Here is a 22,581-nt window from a genome sequence, read left to right as displayed (position 1 = left end):
CCCCACAAAAGCATGGCACGCAAGTACTACATCATTGGCATTACCGACGACTCCGAATTAGAACCCACCTCGGCAGTCCTCAAAATAATAGCCGAGAACAAGGTGTTCTCCGGAGGACTTCGTCATCACCAATTGGTGGAAAAGTTCCTCCCCCCGGGGGCTACTTGGATTGATATAACGGTACCTCTGGATGGCGTCTTCGATGCCTACAAAGAGCATCAAGAGATCGTTGTTTTTGCTTCGGGCGACCCCCTATTTTTCGGGTTTGCCGGCACGGTACAAAGGCGCGACCCGGAGGCTATTATTGAGGTATTTCCCACCTTCAATTCGCTACAACTACTCGCCCATCGCAGCCTACTCCCCTACGAAGGGATGCGGACTCTCTCGCTCACGGGGCGACCTTGGAAACGCTTCGAACAAGCCCTAATAGAAGGGGAACCCCTCATGGGCGTGCTGACCGATAGGAACAAAACTCCCAATGCCATTGCCCAACGAATGCTGGACTATGGCTACAACAACTATCGTATGATTGTGGGAGAAAACCTAGGGAATGCCCTAGAGAGAGTGGCGGAGTACTCCATAGAGGAGGTAGCCCAACGCTCGTTCTCTATGCCCAACTGTCTTATACTCAAACAGACGCACCCCCGACACCGATCCCTAGGTATCCCCGAGAGCGACTTCGCCCTCCTCGACGGCAGAGCCAAGATGATTACCAAAATGCCCATTCGGCTACTCTCCCTTGCCGCTCTAGACCTGCGTTCGCATCAAACGCTCTGGGATGTCGGGTTCTGCACCGGCTCCGTCTCCATCGAAGCCAAACTGCAATTTCCCCATTTAGAGATTGTCTCTTTTGAGCAACGAGAGGCAGGACGCGCCCTCATGGAGACCAACACTCGGCGCTTTGGTACCCCCGGCATCACCGCCGTGATTGGCGATTTTATGGAAATGGATTTAGCAGAATATCCTCGCCCTGATGCCGTTTTTATCGGAGGGCATGGAGGGCAGCTCGTCTCCATGATTCAGCGTATAGATCGCTATCTCACCGAAGGAGGTGTTGTTGTCTTCAACAGCGTAAGCCCCGAGAGCCGAGAGGCATTCTACGAAGGCGCCGAGAGCTGCAAGTGGAAGATCGTCTCCTCGCAGCACATCGCTCTAGACGAGCACAACCCCATTACCATACTCAAAGCCGTAAAGCCATGATAGCCCAATTCCTAATCGGAGGCACCTCTTCGGGGGGAGGGAAAACCACCCTCACCACCGGGCTTTTACGCCTTCTTCGCAACAGAGGTTACAGGGTACAACCCTTCAAATGCGGCCCCGACTACATCGATCCTCAATACCACAAAATGGCTTCGGGGCGAGTCTCTATCAACCTGGATAATTGGCTCGCAAGCGGAGAGCATCTGCATAATCTCTACACACGCCACTCGCAAGAAGCCGATATCTCCGTGACCGAAGGGGTAATGGGATTGTTCGATGGTTATAAGGGAATGGAAGGGAGCAGTGCCCGAATTGCTGAGCTATTAGATCTCCCCATCCTCCTGGTAGTTAATGCACAAAGCACCGCCTATTCGGTGGCTGCCACGCTGTTTGGCTTCTCTCAGTTTTACCCCAAAATCCGTCTCATTGGCGTTATCTTTAACAAGGTAGCCAGCCCCCGACACTACGCCTTTTTGCAAGAAGCCGCCTCGGCTGCCCAGGTACCCTACCTCGGCTATATCCCCCGTATGGAGGAGCTATCGGTACCCTCTCGTCACCTAGGGCTTACCCTAGATGCCCAACTTGACTTCGATGCGTATGCCGATCGCATTGCCGAGACGCTCGAAAAATACGTAGAGGTAGATCGCCTACTGGAGCTGTTTGCCACTAACGCCCCTGCCCCTGCACTCCCCCCCAACACACCTAAGGGGACACTCCGCATCAGCGTAGCTAAGGACGAAGCTTTCAACTTCACCTATCAAGCCAACCTAGACCAACTGCAACAGCTCGGTAGCGTCTCCTACTTTAGTCCTCTCACCGATAGCTCCCTCCCTCCTAGCGACCTCATCTATATCCCCGGGGGCTACCCTGAGTTCTTTTTGCCTCAGCTAGCACAAAACAGACAGCTCCAAGAGGAGATCCGAGACTACGTAGCCAGTGGAGGGAAACTACTTGCCGAGTGTGGAGGAATGATGTACCTCTGCCGCTCTATTACGGACGAAAAAGGGGTGAGCTACCCCATGGTGGACATCTTGCCCCAAGAGGCTACAATGCAAAACATGCGCCTACACCTAGGCTACCGCACCCTCACAATCCAAGGGCAGGAGCCGTGGCAGGGACACGAATTTCACTATAGTAGCATTGTCACGCCCCACGAACCGATTTTCAACTATGCCTCCAGCGTAAAAGATGCTCGGGGCAACGACGTAGAGACTCCTCTCTACCGAATAAAAAACTGTATCGCCGGATACACGCACCTCTACTGGGGTGAACGCAATATCCTTGACCTCTGGAAAGCATGAGTAAAGTATACACACGAACCGGAGACCTAGGCACAACTGCCATACACGGAGGCGCACGAGTGGCGAAAGACGACCCACGCATCGAAGCCAACGGCACCCTAGACGAACTAAACTGCGCCCTTGGTCTTGTACGCTCTTTCCTCGAAACTGAGCATCCTTGGCAAGAGGATCTCCGAGAAATACAACTCGAACTGATGGCCGTAATGAGCCTCGTTGCCACCCCCTCTACCCTTAGAGATCGTAACCCCAACAGCCTCTCTCCCACTCTCGTTGGGCACCTAGAGGAGTGTATGGATCGCATGAATGCCGAAATCAATGAGCGAGAGGGCTACTTTATCCTCCCCGGGGGGACTCCCCTTGCTGCCCACCTACACCAAGCAAGAGTAGTGGCTCGCCGAGCCGAGAGAAGGCTTGTCACCCTACACCATATAGACCCCGTGCCCGCACAAATCCTCGTCTTGATCAACAGACTCTCCGACCTCCTTTTTGTTATGGCACGCTACGAAGTTTGGCAAAAACAGCTCCAAGAAGATCGCTGGCGAGCCTTTGCCTACAAACGAAAACTGAAAGGGAAAGAAGTATGAAACACCCTCAGCCTCTCCGCCCTATTATGCTAGCCGGTACGGGTAGTGATGTAGGGAAAAGCGTTTTGGCAACGGCTCTCTGTCGTATTTTTAAGCAAGACGGCTACCACCCTGCCCCTTTCAAAGCTCAGAATATGGCGCTCAACTCCTACGCTACCCCAGAAGGGTTTGAGATAGGCCGAGCACAAGCCGTACAAGCCGAAGCAGCCGGCATCCCCTGCCACACCGATATGAATCCGTTGCTCCTAAAGCCGAGTAGCGACCAAACTTCCCAGGTTGTACTCCACGGCAAACCGATTGGCAATACCCATGCTTACGACTACTTCCGACGTGAGGGGCGCGAGGAGCTACGAGCCGAAGTACACGGAGCTTTCGACCGACTTAGCAGCCGATTCAATCCCATCGTAATGGAGGGTGCTGGGAGCATATCGGAACTGAACCTAAAGGATAGCGACCTTGTGAATATGCCCATGGCTCGCCACGCCCATGCTGCCGTATTGCTCGTGGCGGATATCGATCGTGGCGGTGTATTTGCCAGTGTATACGGCTCCATCATGCTACAATCGCCCGAAGATAGACGGCTCATCAAGGGCGTTATCATCAATAAATTTCGTGGAGATCTTGCCCTTTTCACCGAAGGGCGTAAACTGCTCGAAGAGCTAACAGGCGTACCCGTTTTGGGTGTCGTCCCCTACTTCCAAGACATCACAATAGAAGAAGAAGACTCGGTAGCTCTGGCCAATAAGAACCGAACATCGCAAGTAGGGAAGGTCAATATAGCCGTTGTACGGACGGGGCATATCTCCAACTTCACAGACTTTTCCACACTTGAGCAGGACCCTCGAATCCATCTCTACTACACCAATAATCTAAAAGAACTAGAGAAGGCCGACATTATCATTCTGCCCGGGAGTAAAAACACCCTTGGCGACCTGGCCGAACTAAGAAACAACGGCGTGGCGCAGTGTTTGGTACGAGCTCACCGCAAGGGCACCACCCTTGTGGGCATATGCGGAGGGTATCAAATGATGGGGCAAGTGCTGCACGACCCCGACAACCTAGAGGGAAGCGGCTATCAACACCTACCGGGACTTGGATTGCTCCCCACAGAAACCACCATAACTCAAGAGAAAGTCACCCGTCAAGTTGAGTTCACACACCTTGGCGATCCCACTCTCTGCCGAGGGTACGAAATACACATGGGGCAAACAACGTTACTTGAGGGGGCCAGTTGCTCGCCTACCAATCAGTTCTCAGACGGCACCGCAGAAGGTACCCGACTCTCCGAGCGATGCTGGGGTACTTACATCCATGGCATCCTCGACAATCCGGCAGTAGTAGATCGATTACTCGCCCCATTCAGCCACAAACTAACACAAGAGAAAGCACTGGACTACGCTAGCTACAAAGAAGAGCAGTACGACAAACTAGCCGATCACGTACGGCAATACGTCAATATAGAGCGCATCTACCAAATCATGCAAGACTATGATTGAAGGGCACGGAGACGATCTTCATCACTACCAGGGGGTAGCCATCCGCTACAACTTCAGCAGTAATGTTCCCACTATCATCGACCACACGGCATTGTATCGGTACCTATCGGAGCAGTTGCCCCTCATTACGTCTTACCCCGAGCCCTCCCCTCGCAGCCTAGAGGTTAGCCTTGCAGAGCAACTCGGCATAACAGCGGAGGAAGTAATGGTAACCAACGGAGCTACGGAGGCGATCTACCTCGTTGCCCACAGCTTAGAGGGCAAGCATTCTGCCATCTTCTCGCCCTCTTTTAGCGAATACGCAGATGCCGCACAGCTCTACAACCATACTCTATCCACCTTTTGCCAATGGCCGGATACTCCCCAAGGCGCCCAAGCGATCTGGTCTGGAAACCCCAATAACCCCACAGGACAAGTAATCCCCAAAAAGGAACTGGTAGAGTACATCCAAAAACACCCCGAGCAGGTATTTGTCTTTGATCAATCCTACGCTTCATTCTCCCCCCAAGAGGTGCTAAGAGCACGCGAAGCACTCAGTTTGGGCAACGTAATACTCGTGCAGTCTCTCACCAAAAGTTTTGCCATACCGGGGCTGCGGCTCGGGTATCTTGTCTCAAACGCTACAACTCTCGGGCGGATTCGTGCGCTCAGCCATCCGTGGTCTGTAAATACATTAGCCATAGAAGCAGGGAAATGGCTACTCCAAAACAAAGCCCTATACGAGGGCATTGAGGCGCAACTCCTCGAGAGTAGCCGCACGCTAAGAGCCAAACTATCCGCTTTCCCATGGTTATCCATCGTACCCACAGATACTCATTTCTTTATTTTTCATTTCGAGGTATCGGGGATAACCAGTGCCGATCTCAAAGAGTGGCTAGCCCGAGAGCGGGGCATCCTGGTACGTGATGCCACCAACATGGGAGCCCTAGGCATTGCCTGCATTCGGGTAGCGAGCCAAGGCGAAGAGGCCGATCAAGCCCTCGTAGATGCACTCAGTGATTGGTATCAACAGCAGAGTTCTAAATAGCCTTATCACTCCTCAGACTCCCCAAAATGACCTACCTCTCCACCCTACTCCTCATTGCCTCGAGTCTAATTCCTGCGTGGCTACTCGATCGTCTACTAGGCGATCCTCCACAGCTCCCTCACCCTATTGTATTTTTTGGGAAAGCAATCAGTTGGGGCGAGAAGCGTCTCAATCGAGGCAACCACCGACTTGCCAAAGGTGCTTTGCTAGCTCTCGGGCTCATCAGTGCAACCGCTCTCGCGACCTGGAGTATAGAGAGGGGGCTATCCCATTTTTCCCCTTGGGCGATTGTCCCTCTAGACCTTATTTTCCTATTCTACTCGCTTGCCGGTACAACGCTTTGCCGTGAAGTGCGAATGGTATTTGATGCGGTAGAGAGATCAGAAGAAGAGGGCAGAAAACAGGTAGCTCGCATCGTGGGGCGGGATACATCTACCCTCTCCGCACAAGAAATTCGCACCGCTGCTCTTGAGACGCTGGCCGAAAACCTCAGCGACGGCGTGGTAGCACCCCTCTTCTACTACCTGCTTTTTGGCTTGCCGGGCATCCTAACCTATAAGATGATTAACACCCTCGACTCCATGATTGGGTACCACTCTGCCCGTTATGTCCTCTTTGGACGCTGGGCAGCACGCATCGACGACGTAGCCAACTACATACCGGCTCGGCTTACAGCCCTGCTTATGCTCTTGGTTAGCGGTAGGCTAGACTTATTAGGCTTTGTCTGGAAAGAGGGAAAAAACCACGCCAGCCCCAATTCCGGTTATCCGGAAGCTGCCTTAGCCGGCATACTGCAATGCCAATTTGGAGGGCCGCACTACTACTTTGGCGAACTATTTGACAAACCCTACATTGGTAACTACCCACGTGAACTAACACTGCAGGACGCCAAAAAGGGGATTCGCATCAATCAATCTGTGGAGCTGGCTATTATTTTTCTAGTTCTTGCCCTAAGACCTCTCCTACTTTAGGCTGATTTCTCTAGAAAAATCAGCCTGAAAAGATTTACTTCTCAGGCAAAAAATCGCCTCTATATTGGGTAAAAAAGGAAACGGCACTGCCAAGAAGAGAATAGAGACTGAGCCACCCCCTAAAAAAGACTCTTCCCATCACTACTGCCACTAGGGGAAGCAATGATGGGAGGGATAGCAATACTATCGTGCAATGTTACTCTTAGTACATTGGATAGCCGGAAAGTGCAGAACGAAGTTTATTGAAGTTGTATTCTTTCGTTTTCTGCTGAATATTCACAGCGTCTATAATCCAAAGAATACCACACACTCCCCCTGTAAAGAGTTTGAGTAGCCCCATACCAACATCACCTAACATAAAGCGGTCAATCCCATAGGTACCCAACAATATAGAGATAATTAGGAGGGTCGTAGGATCTTTGAACTCAATAGCGAAAATACTTTGAGCCATGCTTTCATCGGCATTCTGCAAGAGAAGTTTGATCTCGGGCATCATGCTCATATCAAAATACTTCGAATTAATAAGGAGGAAGTTGTTAATAGTTTGCTCTGTCATAGTTTTTATTTGTTTTTACCCAACCTTAAACACCCTCTTGACCTCTCTATTTCTTGACAGAGAGAACAGGCATTTCCTGGCACAAATGTACTACTTCTTCAAAAATAATAGGATATAAAAAGAGATCTGCCCTCCCTATCCTCTTCCGTTATTATCGGGGGATGAGAAAGACAAATCTCCGTTTTGAAAATCCTTACGATATGGGGGGAAAGCCCCTGTCTATGTCAAAAATTAGTTTTGACCGAGAGCTTGCTTAAGGAGATTGAGGTTAAAATCTTTTGTACGTTGTTGTACAGAGAAGATATCGACAATAGTCCAAATACCACATCCACCACAGGTAAGAAGTTTTGCAACCCCAAGGCCTACTTGGCCAAGCATAAAGCGGTCGATCCCGAGAGATCCGGCAACGATCGCAAGGATCATCATTGTCATAGGATCCTTAAAAGAGATAGCTTGGATAGTAGCGAGCTTGCTTTCGTCTACGTTTTCAAGAAGTTGCTTAATCTGAGCCTGGCTAGCAGGGTCGAAGAACTTTGCGTTCTGCATCAAAAAAGAATTGATAGTGTTTTCGTTCATGATCAATTTCTATTTAGTGAATTTATAACCAACAAAAGGAGAAGCAATAACCTTTTTAACTCATCCTCTCGCGATGCAAATGTACAGAAATATCCCTAAAGAACAACTCTCCAACACTTTATATTCAAAAATATTTAGGGTGAATGGACAAAAAAAGTCCCCGAACCGAATAGGTATCGAGGACTATCTTTAAGAAACGCGCTCCCTCTTGGGCTTGAACCAAGGACCCCCTGATTAACAGTCAGATGCTCTAACCAACTGAGCTAAGGAAGCTCTCTTTTCCGACTGCAAAGGTAGTATAAAATCCCAAACTAACAACACTTTGCCCTAAATAATTTGCCCACATCTCGCGAAGGGCTCAACGGGTTTTCGCTATCGAACTGAGAAAGAAGAGTTTAATCAAAGCTAAAGAGAAAAAGGGAAGTAGGCTTTTCACACCGCTCCCCACGAAGCACGGTCGAGATTGCGATAGAGGATTGCCTCTCGAATATGCTCCGCAGCAATGGTTTCACTTCCTGCCAAGTCGGCAATCGTACGCGCCACCTTAAGAATACGATCATAGGCACGTGCCGAGAGACCAAAACGCTCCATTGCCTTTTTGAGGAGCCGCATTCCCTCCTCGTCAGGGCGGGCAAAACGCTGCGTCAAGGGGGCGGTCATCTGAGCATTGCAGTGCACATGGGGGAAGTCAGCAAAGCGAGCCGTCTGTCTCGCACGAGCGGCTATTACCCGCGAACGGATCGCGGAAGAAGACTCTGCCAGGGAGGACTTGGAAATTTCTTCAAAAGGAACAGGGGCAATTTCTATCTGAATATCAATACGATCCATCAGGGGACCCGATACCTTCGACAAGTATTTTTGCACCGACCCCGGGGGACAAACACACTCTCTTGTAGGATGATTATAATAGCCACAAGGGCAGGGATTCATTGCTGCAACCAGCATAAAAGAGGCGGGATAATCCACCGTGGCCTTAGCTCTGGAGACCGTGATAGTTCGCTCCTCCATGGGCTGCCTCATGAGCTCTAAAACACTCCGATTAAACTCGGCCAGCTCATCTAGAAATAAAACGCCATTATGCGCCAAACTAATCTCTCCGGGGCGAGGCGAAGTGCCGCCTCCCACAAGAGCAGGCATCGAAATACTGTGGTGAGGAGCTCGGAAAGGACGAGCCGTCATAAGCGTTGTATTGTGAGCCAACTTGCCTGCCACCGAATAAATCTTGGTGGTCTCGAGTGACTCTCCCAACGTAAATGGAGGCAAAATGCCAGGAACTCGCTTGGCCATCATAGACTTCCCCGAGCCGGGCGCCCCCACCATCAGGATGTTATGCCCTCCGGCAGCCGCCACCTCCATGGCTCGTTTTACGTTCTCTTGCCCTTTTACATCGGCAAAGTCGTGTACATAATACTCTCGATGCGCCTCAAACTCTGCCCTCGTATCCACCTGCACGAGATCCAATTCACCCGTCCCCTCAAGGAAGTGTACCACCTCCACAAGGGTATCGGCGGCAAAGACTTTCAGTTTATTCACCACGGCTGCTTCGCGTGCATTCTCCCGCGGAACAATAAGGCCTTCAAACCCCAATTCTCGTGCTTTTATGGCAATGGGTAGAGCCCCTTTTACAGGACGGATGGTGCCATCGAGAGACAATTCACCCACCATCACGTAGCGATCGAGACATGTACTCTTGAAGTATTGGCACGCCCCAATCAATCCTATCGCAATGGGGAGGTCATAGGCAGTACCCTCTTTCTTAAGATCGCCTGGGCTCAGATTAATTACACTTCGGAAGCCATGCAGACGGTAGCCCGAGTACTCGGCAGCCGTCTCAATGCGCTGGCAACTCTCCTTTACAGAGGTATCGGGCAGTCCTACAAGGGTAACAGCTGCCCCCGGCTCTACATTCACCTCCACCGTTACGAGGTGGGCATCTACACTAACAAGGGCTGCGGTATAGGTTTTGACAAGCATGGCAATCTCTTATCTCAAGGCAAAGAACTCAGAGTTTTCAGCAAAACAGAAAAATCCTCTCCCCAAGCTACGACGATATTATGGTCATCCGCCACTAGATAGTAGGGGAAGGCGGTAATCCCCATTTGATCCGAAAAATAGAGAATACTCCCTGCGGAAGATTTAATGGCATGGTAATTGGGCAAATTGCCCTGCCTAGAAGAGGGGAAAGCACCTTGTACCTTGGGGGCAAGGCTATAGCTCAGGAAAATAAATTGATTCGCCTTTTTCTTCTGTACCTCTCTGATCTCTTTTGCGTAGGGAGATGGCTCGGCATTCGACAAAAGCTCCACAACAGCATAGCGGAATGCAGAGTCCGGACGAGAGGAGATACGAATCCGAAGAGAGTCCGGCATGGGCAAAAGAGACCAATCAATCCACCTTCCTTTCTCTCCTATGGCAGACCATCGCTCTCTTTCATTATGGTAGTAACGGAACTGCTCAGGCAGCGACTCCGTGGGGTATTGCTGCTGAAAAAAGAGCATTCCCTCTCGCCCGGGGAGGAACTCCATCATGAGGAGATCGGCTCCGGGCTTCTCTTTGTTATCTACAATATACTCCGCAAGGCGATGACGCACAAGAGACCAAAGGCTGTCTGCCTCTGTCATATTAGCTTGCGCCAAAGCCTCGTCGTAACGGCGGAGCAACTTGCGTTCTCCACGAATAAATTTGCTGCGAACATCAGCTTCGGGGTAGCCCGATACTCTCAAAAGATGGGGATGCTCCCAATCAATATCCACCGTCACTTTCGTTGCCCTAGGCATCTCAAAAGCCAACTCCCAAGAGGGTTTTTCGGAACGGATTGTGAGGTGAGAATAAGTAGTATCCACGTATATATCCAACTCTTGCTTCCCCTTCCTCTCGGTTATCTCTACCGTATCTACCACACTCCCTCCTAGGGTATCGTTGTGGACTAAATAGAGACGAGGAGAAAGGGAATCTGTAGCGGCACCCTCCCAACGCAGCACAATACGGCAATGATCGTCAGGGATCTTGCTACAAGCCACAGTACCCAATGCAAAAAGCACAAGGCCTAAGAATGCGATATATCGCCTAAACATATATTCCTAATCTTTGATAAGACTCCCACAAAAGTAACGATAAAAAAGGAGTCTCCAAGCCCCTCCTCCACAACACCAAGGGGAAAGAGGGAGAAAATGGTAGTAGCTAAGGAAGAAGCCCCTGTACCAGAGCGCGAACAGCCGGTAGGAGGGCCTGATCTGCACTATTATCGATCCGATAAACACGACTTCCCTCAGGAGGGGTGTTGTTGCGCTGAGCTTCGATACGACGCATTGCCTCCTCTCGGATTGCTCCGTCACGTTGTACAATGCGTTGTAAACGCTCCTCTTCCGGAGCATCGACCCATAGAATATCGGAACAAAACTTATCGAATCCACTCGAGAAAAGGATGGCGCTCTCCAAAGCAACCAGCGGACGTCCCTGCTGCTCTTTCCACAATTCGAAACGCCTTAATACGGCGGGGTGTACCATCTGCTCCACCTCTCTTCTAGCGAGAGGATCCTCAAAAATAATCTGAGCTAAAGCGCGAGAAGCAAATTGCCCCTCGGGATATAGTCCTTCGCCAAAGCGCACGAGGAGTTGTTTTTTGAGTTGCGTATCGCTGTCGTACAGGGCTTTTGCCTCCCTGTCGCAATCGAAAACGGGTATTCCCAAAAGGCGCAAAAGGCGCGAAACGACACTCTTGCCACTCCCGATACCTCCGCTAATTCCCAGTACCCTTATGTCTGCACAACTCACTCGGCTACACCCTCCCTGATGAATTGAATGCGAGCCGGGGTAATGCTGTAGTTGATGAGCCACTCCGGCGGAGTTACTAAATATACCGTAAAGAGCTGACCCTGAGAGCCACCCGAAACAGAGGTACTATCGGCACCACTGGGAGCAAAGATTTCCCGATAATCAATCATAAGAGTAAAATCTTCGGGCCGCACGGTATTGTACATCGACATGGGGATGGCTACCCTCAGTTGTGCACGAGAGGGAAGCAATGTAAGAGAGACCCCCCCAGGCTTATGCTCCACCTCGATAGGGATCTCCAAGACTTTCTCCGTAAACTTAACGAACTCGGCACGCACCTGCACCTTGGGGATACTCAGACGCACCCCTTCATGCTTCAGGAGCGGCACCATCTTTGTTTGCACAAGAGACTCGCCCTCTTGATGCAAAAGCATGCTATCGGTATAGACAGCCTTTATCTTCCGCAACTGATCTCTACTGCCATAAATGGTAATATGATCGGGCTCTATAATAAGATTTTTAAGAAGATGCCCATCATTAGGCTCCGCGGACACATGGCTCTCCACAGGCACCACTTTCGACTCCAACCGAGAGAGTTTGAAGTCAATCTCCCCGGGTGTAATTGATACAATGCGCGTAGAACTCGACTCCAACCGAGCCTGCACACTTTGGTTCAGCAAGGCGGAAGAGATCAGCAACCGCCTATCACTCCGTGCGCGAGCCATATCCACGTCCAACCTTATTGGGCTGTAAGTACGAAAGGTATAATTGAAAAGAAGCGAAAAGCCTGTATCCTCGATCTTTACTTTTAACTCTTTGGGCAACTCTCCGTCGGGAGCGAACTCTAGCAAGTCCGGATACTCTACGGGTATAACAATGGAGGTTTGATAACGCTCTTGTAGGCTCGTTATCAACCACCACCCCAAAGAAAGGAGCAAGAAAACAAGGAAAGAAAAAAACTTACGCCCCCGTAGCGTTTGTGCACTCAAAGGGGCAGAGCGAGGAACTTTTTCTCCTACCGAAAGTATACGTTTAGTAAAGAGCTGAAGATCCATGCAGCAAGCTTTTTCTTTGAGAAAAGGGAAGGATGTTTTTTTCTTCTCTAGTGGAGAGAAACACTTGCAAGTACACGGTTTAGATACACCCGCGGCGCAAGTGTTTTACCCTCTTCTAGAGAATGCACCCCATATGGGGCTATTACTTCTGAGCTGCGACGTCTTCGCCGGCAGCGTAAACAGAAGATTTGTCTACACGGATCTGTACATCTTTGGCAATCTCTATCACGAACTCCTTGTCAAGTACTTTAGAGATTTTGCCATGTATCCCTCCGGCAGTAATTACCTTATCTCCCTCTGTCATTGCTTCGCGCTTGCGTTGCAATTCTTTTTGACGCTTCGACTGAGGGCGAATAAAGAAGAGCCAGAAAATCAGGATCAGTACCACCATCATAATGATAGTACCCCAGCTACCTCCCATTAGACCGCCCTTTGCAGCTTCGGGAGCAGCCGCTTGTAATAAGAATAGATTCATCGTTGTTTTATTAGTCGTTTATCTCTTGCAATTTCTGTCTACAAACTTACAAATAAATCGTCAGAGAGGGAGCAGTATCAATCCTCCTATAGACGCATCACAATGCAAAAACCATCGTCTAATGGGCAAACCATCCATAGCAATACGAAACTATCTCTCCCAATCGGTAGGAAGATCGGTAGTGTACCCCATCTCTCGAATCAGAGCCATGTCCTCCTCGGCACGCGCTCCCACAGTGGTGAGCAGATCCCCCGTTATGGCTGCATTGACGCCGATGTACATAGCCTTGCGCACCACCGGGAGAGGGAGCTGTATACGCCCTCCGCTAAATCGCAGATAGGCTCTAGGGTTTATAAGACGGAAGAGGGCTACCGTGGTGAGGTACTCCTCCTCGCTAAGGGGGGCTTGGCTATCAAGAGGTGTACCGGGGATGGGTTGCAATAGGTTTATAGGTATCGATTGCACCTCCAAATCACGGAGAAAGAGAGCAAAGTCTATACGATCTTCCAAAGTCTCACCCATGCCAATAATCCCCCCGGAGCAGACGCGCATACCCACCTTGCGTGCGGCGCGGATCGTGGCAATCTTTTCCTCTTGAGTATGGGTTGTACAGAGCGAAGAGAAAAGGTTGGGGGCTGTCTCCATATTGCAATGGTACGTAGAGACGCCTGCATCGTAGAGTATCTGTAATCGTTCCTCATCGAGCAAACCGAGAGAGGCACAGCAATCTATACCGGTCTCTGAACGGATCTCCTGATAGATCTCTGCCAATTGGCGCGTCTCACGCAGGGAGACGGATCGCCCTCCTGCCACGAGAGAAAAGCGACGAATCCCTTGCCGGCGATTGTAGCAAGCCTGGCGAGTACATTCGTACGACGAGAGCAAAGGGTAAACCCCGGCTCCCGTTGTATAATGGCGGCTTTGGGCACACCACTTGCAGTCTTCGGGGCAGTTGCCGCTCTTTACGTTGATAATAGAGCAGGTATCGAAGGCAGGACCTAAGGCAACCGTTGTGCGGTGCGCCAATTCGTACAACGCCTCCCGGTCTACCTCAAAGGCAAGATAGAGAGCCTCCTCTCGACTGAGAGGACGATTCGGATCATATGAGAAGTCCAAAACTAAAAGTCAGCAACGCTCCGCAAAGAGAGGAATGTAAAAGAGGTCTCTTTGCCGCAAAATCACTTATATAGGATGCCTTCGGCCACTTCTTTGGCAGCCGCAGCTCCGGCAAGTTTCTCTACAATGGCAAGCCCAAAGGGGATAGAGGCTGCAGGACCTTTACCGGTGATGATATTGCCATCCACCTCTACCAACTCCGTAGACACGGTAGCACCCTTCATTTTGGGCTCACAACCCGGGTAGCAAGTGGCTTTTTTCCCCTGCAATAACCCCTCTTCTCCCAAGATAAAGGCAGGAGAGGCACAAATAGCTGCCACCACCTTAGAGGTCTCTAGCTGGCGACGAATCATAGAAAGCAAAGCGGGGGTATCATGCAGGTTCTGTGCTCCGGGTAGACCGCCCGGCAATACAATAGCAAGGGGAGATTGCCCCTCCACATCGGCAAGAACTCGGTCTGCCGTATAGGGCACTCCATGCGCCCCTGTCACGAGGCGATCTGCCGTTACAGAGACGGTCTCCACATTAAGACCGGCACGACGCAATAGGTCAATAGGGGTCACTGCCTCTATTTCTTCAAAACCTTCTGCAAGGAAGACATAAACTTTTTGTTCCATACGATGATAGCTATTTAGGACTGAAAATCTACTGAATATCAAAGTGGTAGGTAATAGTACCCTCTTGATCGGCAGCTCCGGGCTGAGCATTAAAACGTGTTGCCAAGGCAGCTCGGATGGCGGCTTGCACCGTGCGACTATCCGTTACATTGGTACCTCTTAATCGCTGGGTAGCCTCTATTACCTTGCCATCTGCATTCACCACGATGCGCACAACCACGGTACCACGCGTGGGTGAGAAGCCCGTAGGACGAGCAGGACGCCCTCCATTACCCACCACATTACGGCCGGCAAGAGATGCACCACCCCCTACACTACTACCCGTGGCAGAGCCTTCGCCTTGCCCTTGAGCCCCCCCGGTACCAGTAGACTCTTTGCCTTGGGTACCCTGAGAGGCACTCTTACCAAAAGCATTAGAGACCTTGTTACTAATGGCACGCTGCCTCTCTCTCTCTGCCTCTTGCGCGCGACGAGCCTCCTCTTGGGCGCGACGCTCTGCCGCAAGAGCCGCTTCATTGGTCTTGGGCGTGGGCTTTGTCTTTGGAGGAGCCACTGCGGGCTGGTCGGGAGTCTTTTGGGTAAGAAGAGACTCCTTATGAGGAGAGGGAGCCGTAGGAGGAGCTGTAGGCATAGAAGGTGTATAGCTAGAGGGAGCAGGAGCAGCCTCACTGCCGGCACCCCCACGTGCCAACTCTTCGCCCAACACGCCTACGGGGACTAACGTAATCTCCTTAGGATGCGAACGCGCCATAGTGGTGAGTTGCAGCAAAAAGAGGAGTGCTACAATAAGCCCATGAAAGGCAATGGTGATCCCAAGAGCGATAAGTCTGTCTCGTGTCATTGCTTAGCCCTTTATTCTAGGGTGTTTTGGGGTGCGGAGGGCAACGCCTTGGTGGCAAGTACCAGCCTAATATCCAGCTGAGCCGTTGCGTTGAGCACCTTTATAATCTCGCGGTAGGGCACCTCTTCGTCGGCATAGAGAGCCACGTACATATCGGGGGATACATCGTGTGCCGTTGCCAGTTGCTCCAACAGTTGAGTCTCGTCTACGACGAAGGGGGCTTCACCCTCTAGGGCAAAATAACAAGTCCCTTCGGCTGTAATCGTTACTCTCGCCATAGGCATATCGCTCGGAGCTGTAGACTGGGAGGAGGGAAGGTTGACCTTGATGGCATTGGGCACCACTAGAGTACTCACGACCATAAAGAAGATCAAGAGGAGGAAAATTATGTCGGTCATCGACGCCATGCTAAAAGCCTCGGAGACCTTAAGTTTTCGCTTGAGTGCCATGGCTACTATCCCCTCTGATTATAGATTGCCTTCCTCATGGCTACCACTAAGTTCGTTAAGGGCATCCATAAACTCTATGCTGCGCGCCTCTAATACATTGAGGGCTTTGTCGATACGAGCGACCAAATAGTTGTAAGCAAAAAGGGTAATAATACCCACAATAAGCCCCCCTACCGTAGTAACAAGAGCCTCATATATCCCCCCGGAGAGGAGCGAAATATCTACAGAAGAGCCTGCATTGGCCATATCGAAGAAGGCACGTACCATACCCGTAACCGTACCCAAGAAACCGATCATGGGCGCAGCCGCTGCAATGGTTGCCATCAGAGGCATGGAGGTTTGCAACTTACCGGCTTCTACGTTACCCGCATTCTCTATCGCCACCGAGATGTCGCTCATGGGGCGACCTAGGCGCATAAGGCCTTTGTCGATCATGCGAGACTCCGGTGTATTGACAGAGATGCAGAGGTTGTGTGCAGCGTCGATCCTCTGTGTATTGATGTAGTCTTTAATGCGATCCATAAAGGAGGAGTCGGACTTGTGCGCCGCCTTCACCTGCAAGAGTTTCTTGACAAAAATATAGATCCCCAAGAGGGAGAGCAAAAGGAGTACAAGCATAATCCACCCCCCTTTGAGGGCGAGATCCCATACAGAAAGGGTAGCAACAGGGGTAGCCGTACCAGCCTCAATGAGGGTGGCGGTTGTATCTGCCACAGCGGCATTTACTTGCATCAAGGGTATGTACATATCACTATTATTAATGTTTTCTTTTTAGGATAAAATGCTAGAGAATAAGCTCGTGCCGATAGCGGCGGATCGTCTCTTCGAGCCCCAAATAGAGAGCATCGGAGATAAGAGCATGACCAATGGACACCTCGGCAAGGGGCTGAACCCGACGAGCAAAAAAGTTGAGATTATCAAGATTGAGGTCATGCCCTGCATTTACTTCCAGCCCACAAGCGGCAGCATGCTCCGCAGCTCGGGCAAATCGCTCTATCACCGGCTCCACTTCTCCCTCGAGAAAAGCGGTGGCATACGGCTCTGTGTAGAGCTCCACTCTACGGCATCCTGTATCGGCAGCCCGGGCAATATTGTCTAGGTCTGTGCCAACAAATATTGATGTGCGAATACCCTCAGCCTCAAAGCGACGAATGGTATCTCGTAAGAAGTCGAAGTGCTGAGCCACCTCCCATCCGGCATCGGACGTAAGGGCATCGGGAGCGTCTGGCACGAGGGTTACTTGGGCAGGGACTACCTCTAAGACAAGGTCTACAAACGAAGGAATCGGGTTCCCTTCTATATTAAACTCGGTAGAGAGCACTTGCTTGAGTGCTCGTACGTCCGCATAGCGTATATGCCGCTCATCGGGGCGAGGATGCACAGTAATTCCCTGCGCTCCAAACCGTTCGCAATCCAAAGCTACTTGCAGTACATTGGGGATATTACCGCCGCGTGCATTGCGTATCGTAGCCACTTTATTGATATTTACACTTAGCTTAGTCATCGGTAAATACTATCTTTGTCGGTAGCAAATTTAGTACAACTTGCGGAGATGGCAGAGAAAGAGGTTCGACGAATAGGCAAAACAGACTCCCAAGCTAGCCTCACTATGCTGGGGAACATCAGTTCAGGAGCTATTTTTTCTTGGCTGGTTTTGGTCTCCTCTTCTGGGCAGAAAAGTTTTATTTTTCAGGCAAAACCATCACTACTTTTAGGGCTAAAACTTTTTGAGAATAGGGCAGAAAAAGAAATGGAATTACCCTGCAAAAATACCGTTCTCGCTCTCCCCGCCTCGTTTTTTTCGCATAGACTATGAACACAGTAGCAGTATTTGGCTCCGGACACGTAGTAGAGGCAGTATCAGATGTAGCTGCATTCCTCTCCGCCTTAGCTCAAAAAGGTGAACAGATACTCATTGAGGAGACTTTCTTTTCGGAGCTAACGCAGCATCCGGGAGCAAGTACTACCCTAGAGAAAATAGAGAGATTTGCAGGTAACGCGCCGAGGAAGATAGATTATATTATCTGTTTTGGAGGGGATGGTACATTCCTACGCACTCTGCACCGCATTGCTAGCCCTACGACCCCTATTCTCGCGATTAACAGTGGGCATCTAGGCTTCCTTACCGACCTTGATGTACACGATGCTGCCCAGTACATAGACCGCCTTATCTCGGGCGAATACCTTATAGAGGAACGTAGATTGCTCTCGGTGGAAGTAGAGGGATACCAAGCCTATGCCCTCAACGAAATAGCCATACAAAAAAGAGAAACGGGGTCGATCATCAATGTTGAGACCCATATCAATGAGTATTTCTTGGCAGACTATGCCGCCGATGGACTGATTGTTGCAACCCCCACAGGCTCCACCGCCTATTCGCTTAGCCTGAATGGGCCTCTCGTCTCACCGGATTGCCCTGTATTGCTTATTACCCCCATCGCGCCCCACAGCCTGAGTATGCGCCCGATTGTACTACCCGATACCGTGACATTGCAACTCAAAGTTTTTTCTCGCAGCAGTACTTTTATGCTTGTAACAGATGGTAATGTGGCTGTATTCCCAACAGGGACCCCTCTAACGATTGCCCGAGCGAAGCACCCTGTACGCCTTATTCGTCTGAGCAATCACACCTTTGCAGACACCTTGAGAGAGAAGCTCCATTGGGGGCAAAACCTACGATAAGGAAAACAATAACAACACTATTATATGATATGAAACCTCACAAACTACATTCCCTATTCCTAGCAGCTTTTTTTGCTATCACGAGCTTGCTGCTCCCCTCCTGCAGCGATGGGCATCTAATAAAAGACTCTGCCATGCGCCGACGGGTACAAGAAGACTTCGACTCGGCACGTGCCCAAAATGGGGGTGATCTCTACGAGGCCATTCTTCGAGACGATCTGACGACAGAAGAGCGCGAAGGTCTGCAATTTCTCTATGCCTACATGCCTTTTTCGGATGTGGCAGACTACTCTGTAGACTTCCACTTAGCGAATGTACGCACAGCTCTCCAAGCGCGCAAAGAGATGCCTTGGGGCAAACGCATACCCGATCGTGAGTTCCTTCACTTTGTACTTCCCCCGAGAGTCAACAACGAACCTCTTGATAGTAGTAGAGCGATTTTCTACAACGAGCTACGCGATCGCATAGTGGGGCTTTCGATGCACGATGCCGTACTCGAGATTAACCACTGGTGTAGACAAAAAGTAACTTATGCTCCGAGTGATGGCCGTACACACTCGCCGCTGGAGACCGTCTACAACGCATTGGGGCGTTGCGGTGAGCAATCGACCTTTGCCGTAGCAGCCCTGCGCGCTATGGGGATTCCTGCTCGACAAGTGTACACCCCGCGCTGGGCACATACCGACGACAACCATGCTTGGGTAGAGGTATGGGTGGATGGCGAATGGCACTTCTTGGGAGGGTCTGAACCGGCCGCCAACCTAGATATTGCGTGGTTTAACGGTGCAGCCTCTCGTGCGATGTTTGTTCACGCCAAAGTATTTGGTCGCTATGAAGGGAATGAGGAGATCATTTCTACCGAGCGGAACACCACAACCATCAATTGCACAGCGCACTACACTCCTACACACAAGGCCGAAGTAGTGGTAAAAAATGCCGATGGCTCGCCTAGCGAAGGCGCCTTGGTACACTTCTGTGTCTACAACTATGCCGAGTTTTACCCCGTAGCTACCCTTCGTACCAATGGCAGTGGTTATGCCGGGATTTCCACAGGGCACGGAGATCTTTTCGTATGGGCAGAAGACGAAAAACGCCAAGAACAAGCCTTCGATATCCTACCGGCAGATCTATCCAAGCCTGCCATCCTGCGCCTTACTCCCGAGGGGAACCTCCCAGATAGTTTGGAGTTTAAGCTAACCCCTCCTCACGAAAACGCAATCCCCGTACGGGCAACAGAAGAGGAGATGGCAAGCTGCGACAAACGTATCGCCATGGACGATTCTATCCGTCACGCCTACGAAGCTACTTTCGCTCCCCCCGTATCCGCCAACGAAGCGGCCAAGAAATGGGGACTTACCTCCACTGCCGTAAGTCATCTATTCACCACCGCCCGTGCCAATGCTCGAAACCTCTATAAATTCCTTGACGCACAACCTAGCGAACGTAGAAAGCTCGCCTTCGACTTCCTACACGTACTTAGCGAAAAGGATTGGACAGATATTCCTCTTCCCCTACTCGAAAAGCTCTTTTCGCAAGTACCCACCGGAGCTACACAGGAGGAGCTACTCTACCAATACTCTCCACGCGTTGCCTATGAACCCTTACGTGATTGGCGCACTGTGGCAGAGGAACAACCCTTTGTAGGTGCCTTGGTAGAGGATGAATTGTGGCTTGCCAATACACTACAAATACTTGCCGACTGCCAAAGAGACGAGGCTTATCCCTCTCCCCTCTCCCTGGGCTCTCTCCTAAAATACAGCCGAGGAGATAAGCGAAGCATGGAGATTGCTCTCGTACAACTTGCCCGCACCCGAGGACTTTTCTCTCGATATAATGCGATCCTAAGAGTGGTAGAAATATCTTTTGATAGGGGCAAAACTTGGCAAGCATACCCTCTGGATACTCCGCCGGCAGAGCAACCTAAGGGAGAAGTTGCCTTCTTGTCTCAGACCGACAAAGCCAATTCCATTGTACCCAAATACTATAGTCATTTCTCCCTTGCCCACCTCAAAGGAACCGCTCTCCCCCAAACCCTCTACTTCGATGAGGATGGCCCCCTAGAGGTCTCCGCCCTATTTGCCAAGCCCATGCCCCTTGCCATAGGACGCTATTACCTCATTGCAGGCACGCGTATGGCCTCAGGAGCTGTAAAAGTGCGGATGCAACGATTCCAAATAGAGAGGGACTCCACAACCACGCTTAGCCTAACCCTCCCCCAAGATGCAGACGAACTCTCGGTACTAGGCTCTATCAACGTAGAGCAACCCTACTGTACCCTACAAGGCGAACCGACCAAAGAGGAGAAGACAGCTACCCAAAGCCTAATCAGCACTACGGGGCGCGGATTTTTTGTTTTGGCACTGCTCGAACCGGGTACGGAGCCAACCAACCATGTACTCAAAGACCTTGAGCGAGTAGAAGAGAAACTCAACATTTGGGGACGCCCCTTCGTCTTCCTCTTCCCTTCGTCGGCTGCGGCAAAGAGCTTCAAGGCTTCGGAGTTTCCCCGCCTACCCAAGGCAAGCCACTACGGCGTAGACCAAGACGGCACTATTCGTCAGATGATTTATAAGGCAACTAATAGAGAACGTGGGAGTTTGCCCCTAGTGGTCATCGCAGATTCGTTTGGTCGAGTTGTGTTTATCCACGAGGGCTATACAATTGGCATTGGAGACCAAATTGTAGCTACACTCCCTAAGCTAGAGTAGACGCTCTGTAAGCCGAGTTGCGACTTTCTATATGCGAATCCCCCTTTCCTCAGGAAGAAAAGGGGGATTTTATTCCGGTACTATACCACCAGGGCCCAAGGTTACTTTGCGTTTTGGGTCGTGCAAAAGAAAGGTAATGCCACGCCCCTCGGCTCCACACATGGTTTGCAACAAAAGGTCGTAGGAGATAAGGCTCAAATCCACCACTACGGCACTCCCCGAGGGGACACCCTCTAGGGCATTGGATTGCCTAAGATCCACCGCGATGGGTCGGTTTGTAAGAGGGAGCGTCTTCTTACGGCTGCGCTTGTCTAGCAACTTCTTTAGGCGAATAGCCCCGTGCATCAGCCGGCGGAGCCATGCCTGCCCCGTATGATACTTATCGTAAAATAGCTCCATAGCGCCGTAAAAGGCATCCAAATAACGCCCCTCACCTTGGGCTGCACTCTCGCTCTCGCCCTTGTAGTGGAGCATAGGAGTAGGCAGATAATAATTGCGGTAGCCAGCCTGTAAGATACTATACGATAGGTCTATATCCTCTCCATACATAAAGTATCGCTCGTCAAGGTATCCCACCTTTTGGAGAGCTTCACTACGTGCAAAAAAGAACGCTCCCGATAGGATGGGAGCCTCCTGCACCTCCTCTTTGGAGAGATGCCCTAGGTAGTATCGATTAAAAACGGCACTTTTCGGGAATAGCCGCCCTAGCTGCGCAATCTTACAAAATGCCACAAAGGGAGTGACAAGACCTCGCTTACTCTCGGCAAGGAACTCACCCTGAGCATTCATCATGCGCACGCCCAAAGCCCCGGCCTCAGGGTGCTGCTGCATAAAGCGGAGGCACGCCTCCAACGTTGATTCACCTATAAGTGTATCGGGATTGAGCAACAAAGAATACTCGGCATCCACCTGCCTGAGGGCTTGATTATTAGCCCGTGCAAAGCCTACATTCTCGCTATTGGCAATGAAGTGAACGCTCGGATATTGCGGAGAGAGCATCTCCAGAGAGCCATCTCCCGAGGCATTGTCTACGACCCATACCTCAGCATCTATATTGCGTGTGGCTTGTAAAACAGAGTCGAGACACTGAGCCACGAAATGCGGTACCTTGTAATTGACAATTACAATGGCCAACTGCTTCATCACAAGTACC

At 50.8% G+C, this 22,581-nt stretch carries 22 protein-coding genes and 1 tRNA gene; 8 read left to right on the top strand and 15 right to left on the bottom strand.

Features of this window, described 5'->3' with window-relative positions:
* Positions 1 to 12: 12 nt before the first annotated feature.
* From cbiE to cbiB, 6 genes are read left to right on the top strand one after another with little or no spacing between them, the layout of a single operon-like run.
* A complete protein-coding gene (gene cbiE / locus ACTTHR_RS01200) occupies positions 13 to 1,200 on the top strand; it encodes a precorrin-6y C5,15-methyltransferase (decarboxylating) subunit CbiE (RefSeq protein WP_442604883.1) in 1,188 nt (395 codons plus the stop codon).
* On the top strand, positions 1,197 to 2,501 hold the full coding sequence (locus ACTTHR_RS01195; protein WP_442604882.1) for a cobyrinate a,c-diamide synthase: 1,305 nt from the start codon (positions 1,197 to 1,199) through the stop codon (positions 2,499 to 2,501). The genes cbiE and ACTTHR_RS01195 overlap by 4 nt, the downstream gene beginning before the upstream one ends.
* The gene (locus ACTTHR_RS01190) at positions 2,498 to 3,085 is read left to right on the top strand and encodes a cob(I)yrinic acid a,c-diamide adenosyltransferase (RefSeq protein WP_442604881.1); all 588 of its coding nucleotides are present in this window, start codon (positions 2,498 to 2,500) and stop codon (positions 3,083 to 3,085) included. The genes ACTTHR_RS01195 and ACTTHR_RS01190 overlap by 4 nt, the downstream gene beginning before the upstream one ends.
* A complete protein-coding gene (locus tag ACTTHR_RS01185; protein ID WP_442604880.1) occupies positions 3,082 to 4,581 on the top strand; it encodes a cobyric acid synthase in 1,500 nt (499 codons plus the stop codon). Before ACTTHR_RS01190 ends, ACTTHR_RS01185 begins: the two co-directional genes overlap by 4 nt.
* Positions 4,574 to 5,608, top strand: coding sequence for an aminotransferase class I/II-fold pyridoxal phosphate-dependent enzyme (locus tag ACTTHR_RS01180; protein ID WP_442604879.1), 1,035 nt, complete (start codon positions 4,574 to 4,576; stop codon positions 5,606 to 5,608). The genes ACTTHR_RS01185 and ACTTHR_RS01180 overlap by 8 nt, the downstream gene beginning before the upstream one ends.
* Before the next feature lie 26 nt (positions 5,609 to 5,634).
* Complete coding sequence (gene cbiB, locus ACTTHR_RS01175) at positions 5,635 to 6,579, top strand: adenosylcobinamide-phosphate synthase CbiB (RefSeq protein WP_442604878.1); 945 nt, start codon at positions 5,635 to 5,637, stop codon at positions 6,577 to 6,579.
* Positions 6,580 to 6,781: 202 nt separating this feature from the next.
* Here cbiB and ACTTHR_RS01170 read toward each other — a convergent pair whose 3' ends face one another.
* From ACTTHR_RS01170 to ACTTHR_RS01105, 14 genes are all read right to left on the bottom strand, one after another.
* Positions 6,782 to 7,135 carry a TM2 domain-containing protein gene (locus ACTTHR_RS01170; protein ID WP_314813031.1) on the bottom strand — a complete coding sequence of 118 codons (354 nt, stop codon included), beginning with the start codon at positions 7,133 to 7,135 and terminating at the stop codon, positions 6,782 to 6,784.
* A gap of 231 nt (positions 7,136 to 7,366) precedes the next feature.
* Positions 7,367 to 7,711, bottom strand: coding sequence for a TM2 domain-containing protein (locus ACTTHR_RS01165; RefSeq protein WP_311140859.1), 345 nt, complete (start codon positions 7,709 to 7,711; stop codon positions 7,367 to 7,369).
* Between the two features lie 199 nt (positions 7,712 to 7,910).
* Positions 7,911 to 7,984: transfer RNA gene (locus ACTTHR_RS01160), tRNA-Asn, on the bottom strand.
* 159 nt (positions 7,985 to 8,143) lie between these two features.
* Positions 8,144 to 9,685 carry a YifB family Mg chelatase-like AAA ATPase gene (locus ACTTHR_RS01155; RefSeq protein WP_442604877.1) on the bottom strand — a complete coding sequence of 514 codons (1,542 nt, stop codon included), beginning with the start codon at positions 9,683 to 9,685 and terminating at the stop codon, positions 8,144 to 8,146.
* Between the two features lie 14 nt (positions 9,686 to 9,699).
* Positions 9,700 to 10,785, bottom strand: coding sequence for a hypothetical protein (locus ACTTHR_RS01150; RefSeq protein ID WP_442604876.1), 1,086 nt, complete (start codon positions 10,783 to 10,785; stop codon positions 9,700 to 9,702).
* A 106-nt stretch (positions 10,786 to 10,891) separates the two neighbouring features.
* Positions 10,892 to 11,485 carry a dephospho-CoA kinase gene (gene coaE / locus ACTTHR_RS01145; protein ID WP_442604875.1) on the bottom strand — a complete coding sequence of 198 codons (594 nt, stop codon included), beginning with the start codon at positions 11,483 to 11,485 and terminating at the stop codon, positions 10,892 to 10,894.
* A complete protein-coding gene (locus tag ACTTHR_RS01140; protein WP_442604874.1) occupies positions 11,482 to 12,540 on the bottom strand; it encodes a CdaR family protein in 1,059 nt (352 codons plus the stop codon). The genes coaE and ACTTHR_RS01140 overlap by 4 nt, the downstream gene beginning before the upstream one ends.
* Positions 12,541 to 12,682: 142 nt before the next feature.
* The gene (gene yajC, locus ACTTHR_RS01135; protein WP_004335329.1) at positions 12,683 to 13,015 is read right to left on the bottom strand and encodes a preprotein translocase subunit YajC; all 333 of its coding nucleotides are present in this window, start codon (positions 13,013 to 13,015) and stop codon (positions 12,683 to 12,685) included.
* 150 nt (positions 13,016 to 13,165) lie between these two features.
* Positions 13,166 to 14,131 carry a biotin synthase BioB gene (gene bioB, locus ACTTHR_RS01130; protein WP_442604873.1) on the bottom strand — a complete coding sequence of 322 codons (966 nt, stop codon included), beginning with the start codon at positions 14,129 to 14,131 and terminating at the stop codon, positions 13,166 to 13,168.
* 62 nt (positions 14,132 to 14,193) lie between these two features.
* A complete protein-coding gene (locus tag ACTTHR_RS01125) occupies positions 14,194 to 14,748 on the bottom strand; it encodes a DJ-1 family glyoxalase III (protein WP_311551937.1) in 555 nt (184 codons plus the stop codon).
* Positions 14,749 to 14,776: 28 nt separating this feature from the next.
* Entirely contained in the window at positions 14,777 to 15,589 is an 813-nt protein-coding gene (locus ACTTHR_RS01120) for an energy transducer TonB family protein (protein WP_276774683.1), read from the bottom strand.
* An 11-nt stretch (positions 15,590 to 15,600) separates the two neighbouring features.
* Positions 15,601 to 16,038, bottom strand: coding sequence for an ExbD/TolR family protein (locus ACTTHR_RS01115; RefSeq protein WP_442604872.1), 438 nt, complete (start codon positions 16,036 to 16,038; stop codon positions 15,601 to 15,603).
* A gap of 18 nt (positions 16,039 to 16,056) precedes the next feature.
* Positions 16,057 to 16,785 (bottom strand): MotA/TolQ/ExbB proton channel family protein, encoded by a 729-nt coding sequence (locus tag ACTTHR_RS01110; RefSeq protein WP_276774690.1) that lies wholly within the window; start codon positions 16,783 to 16,785, stop codon positions 16,057 to 16,059.
* A 37-nt stretch (positions 16,786 to 16,822) separates the two neighbouring features.
* The gene (locus ACTTHR_RS01105; RefSeq protein ID WP_442604871.1) at positions 16,823 to 17,542 is read right to left on the bottom strand and encodes a pyridoxine 5'-phosphate synthase; all 720 of its coding nucleotides are present in this window, start codon (positions 17,540 to 17,542) and stop codon (positions 16,823 to 16,825) included.
* Positions 17,543 to 17,850: 308 nt separating this feature from the next.
* Here ACTTHR_RS01105 and ACTTHR_RS01100 point away from each other — a divergent pair, with 308 nt between their 5' ends.
* Entirely contained in the window at positions 17,851 to 18,720 is an 870-nt protein-coding gene (locus tag ACTTHR_RS01100; protein ID WP_442604870.1) for an NAD kinase, read from the top strand.
* A 29-nt stretch (positions 18,721 to 18,749) separates the two neighbouring features.
* On the top strand, positions 18,750 to 21,428 hold the full coding sequence (locus ACTTHR_RS01095; RefSeq protein WP_442604869.1) for a transglutaminase domain-containing protein: 2,679 nt from the start codon (positions 18,750 to 18,752) through the stop codon (positions 21,426 to 21,428).
* 69 nt (positions 21,429 to 21,497) lie between these two features.
* Here ACTTHR_RS01095 and ACTTHR_RS01090 read toward each other — a convergent pair whose 3' ends face one another.
* Positions 21,498 to 22,571 carry a glycosyltransferase family 2 protein gene (locus tag ACTTHR_RS01090; RefSeq protein WP_442604868.1) on the bottom strand — a complete coding sequence of 358 codons (1,074 nt, stop codon included), beginning with the start codon at positions 22,569 to 22,571 and terminating at the stop codon, positions 21,498 to 21,500.
* Between the last annotated feature and the right edge of the window lie 10 nt (positions 22,572 to 22,581).

The organism is Porphyromonas endodontalis, assembly GCF_052173515.1.
In the GTDB taxonomy this organism is placed as follows: Bacteria; Bacteroidota; Bacteroidia; order Bacteroidales; family Porphyromonadaceae; genus Porphyromonas; species Porphyromonas endodontalis_A.
This window is presented reverse-complemented; position numbering and strand designations above follow the sequence as displayed.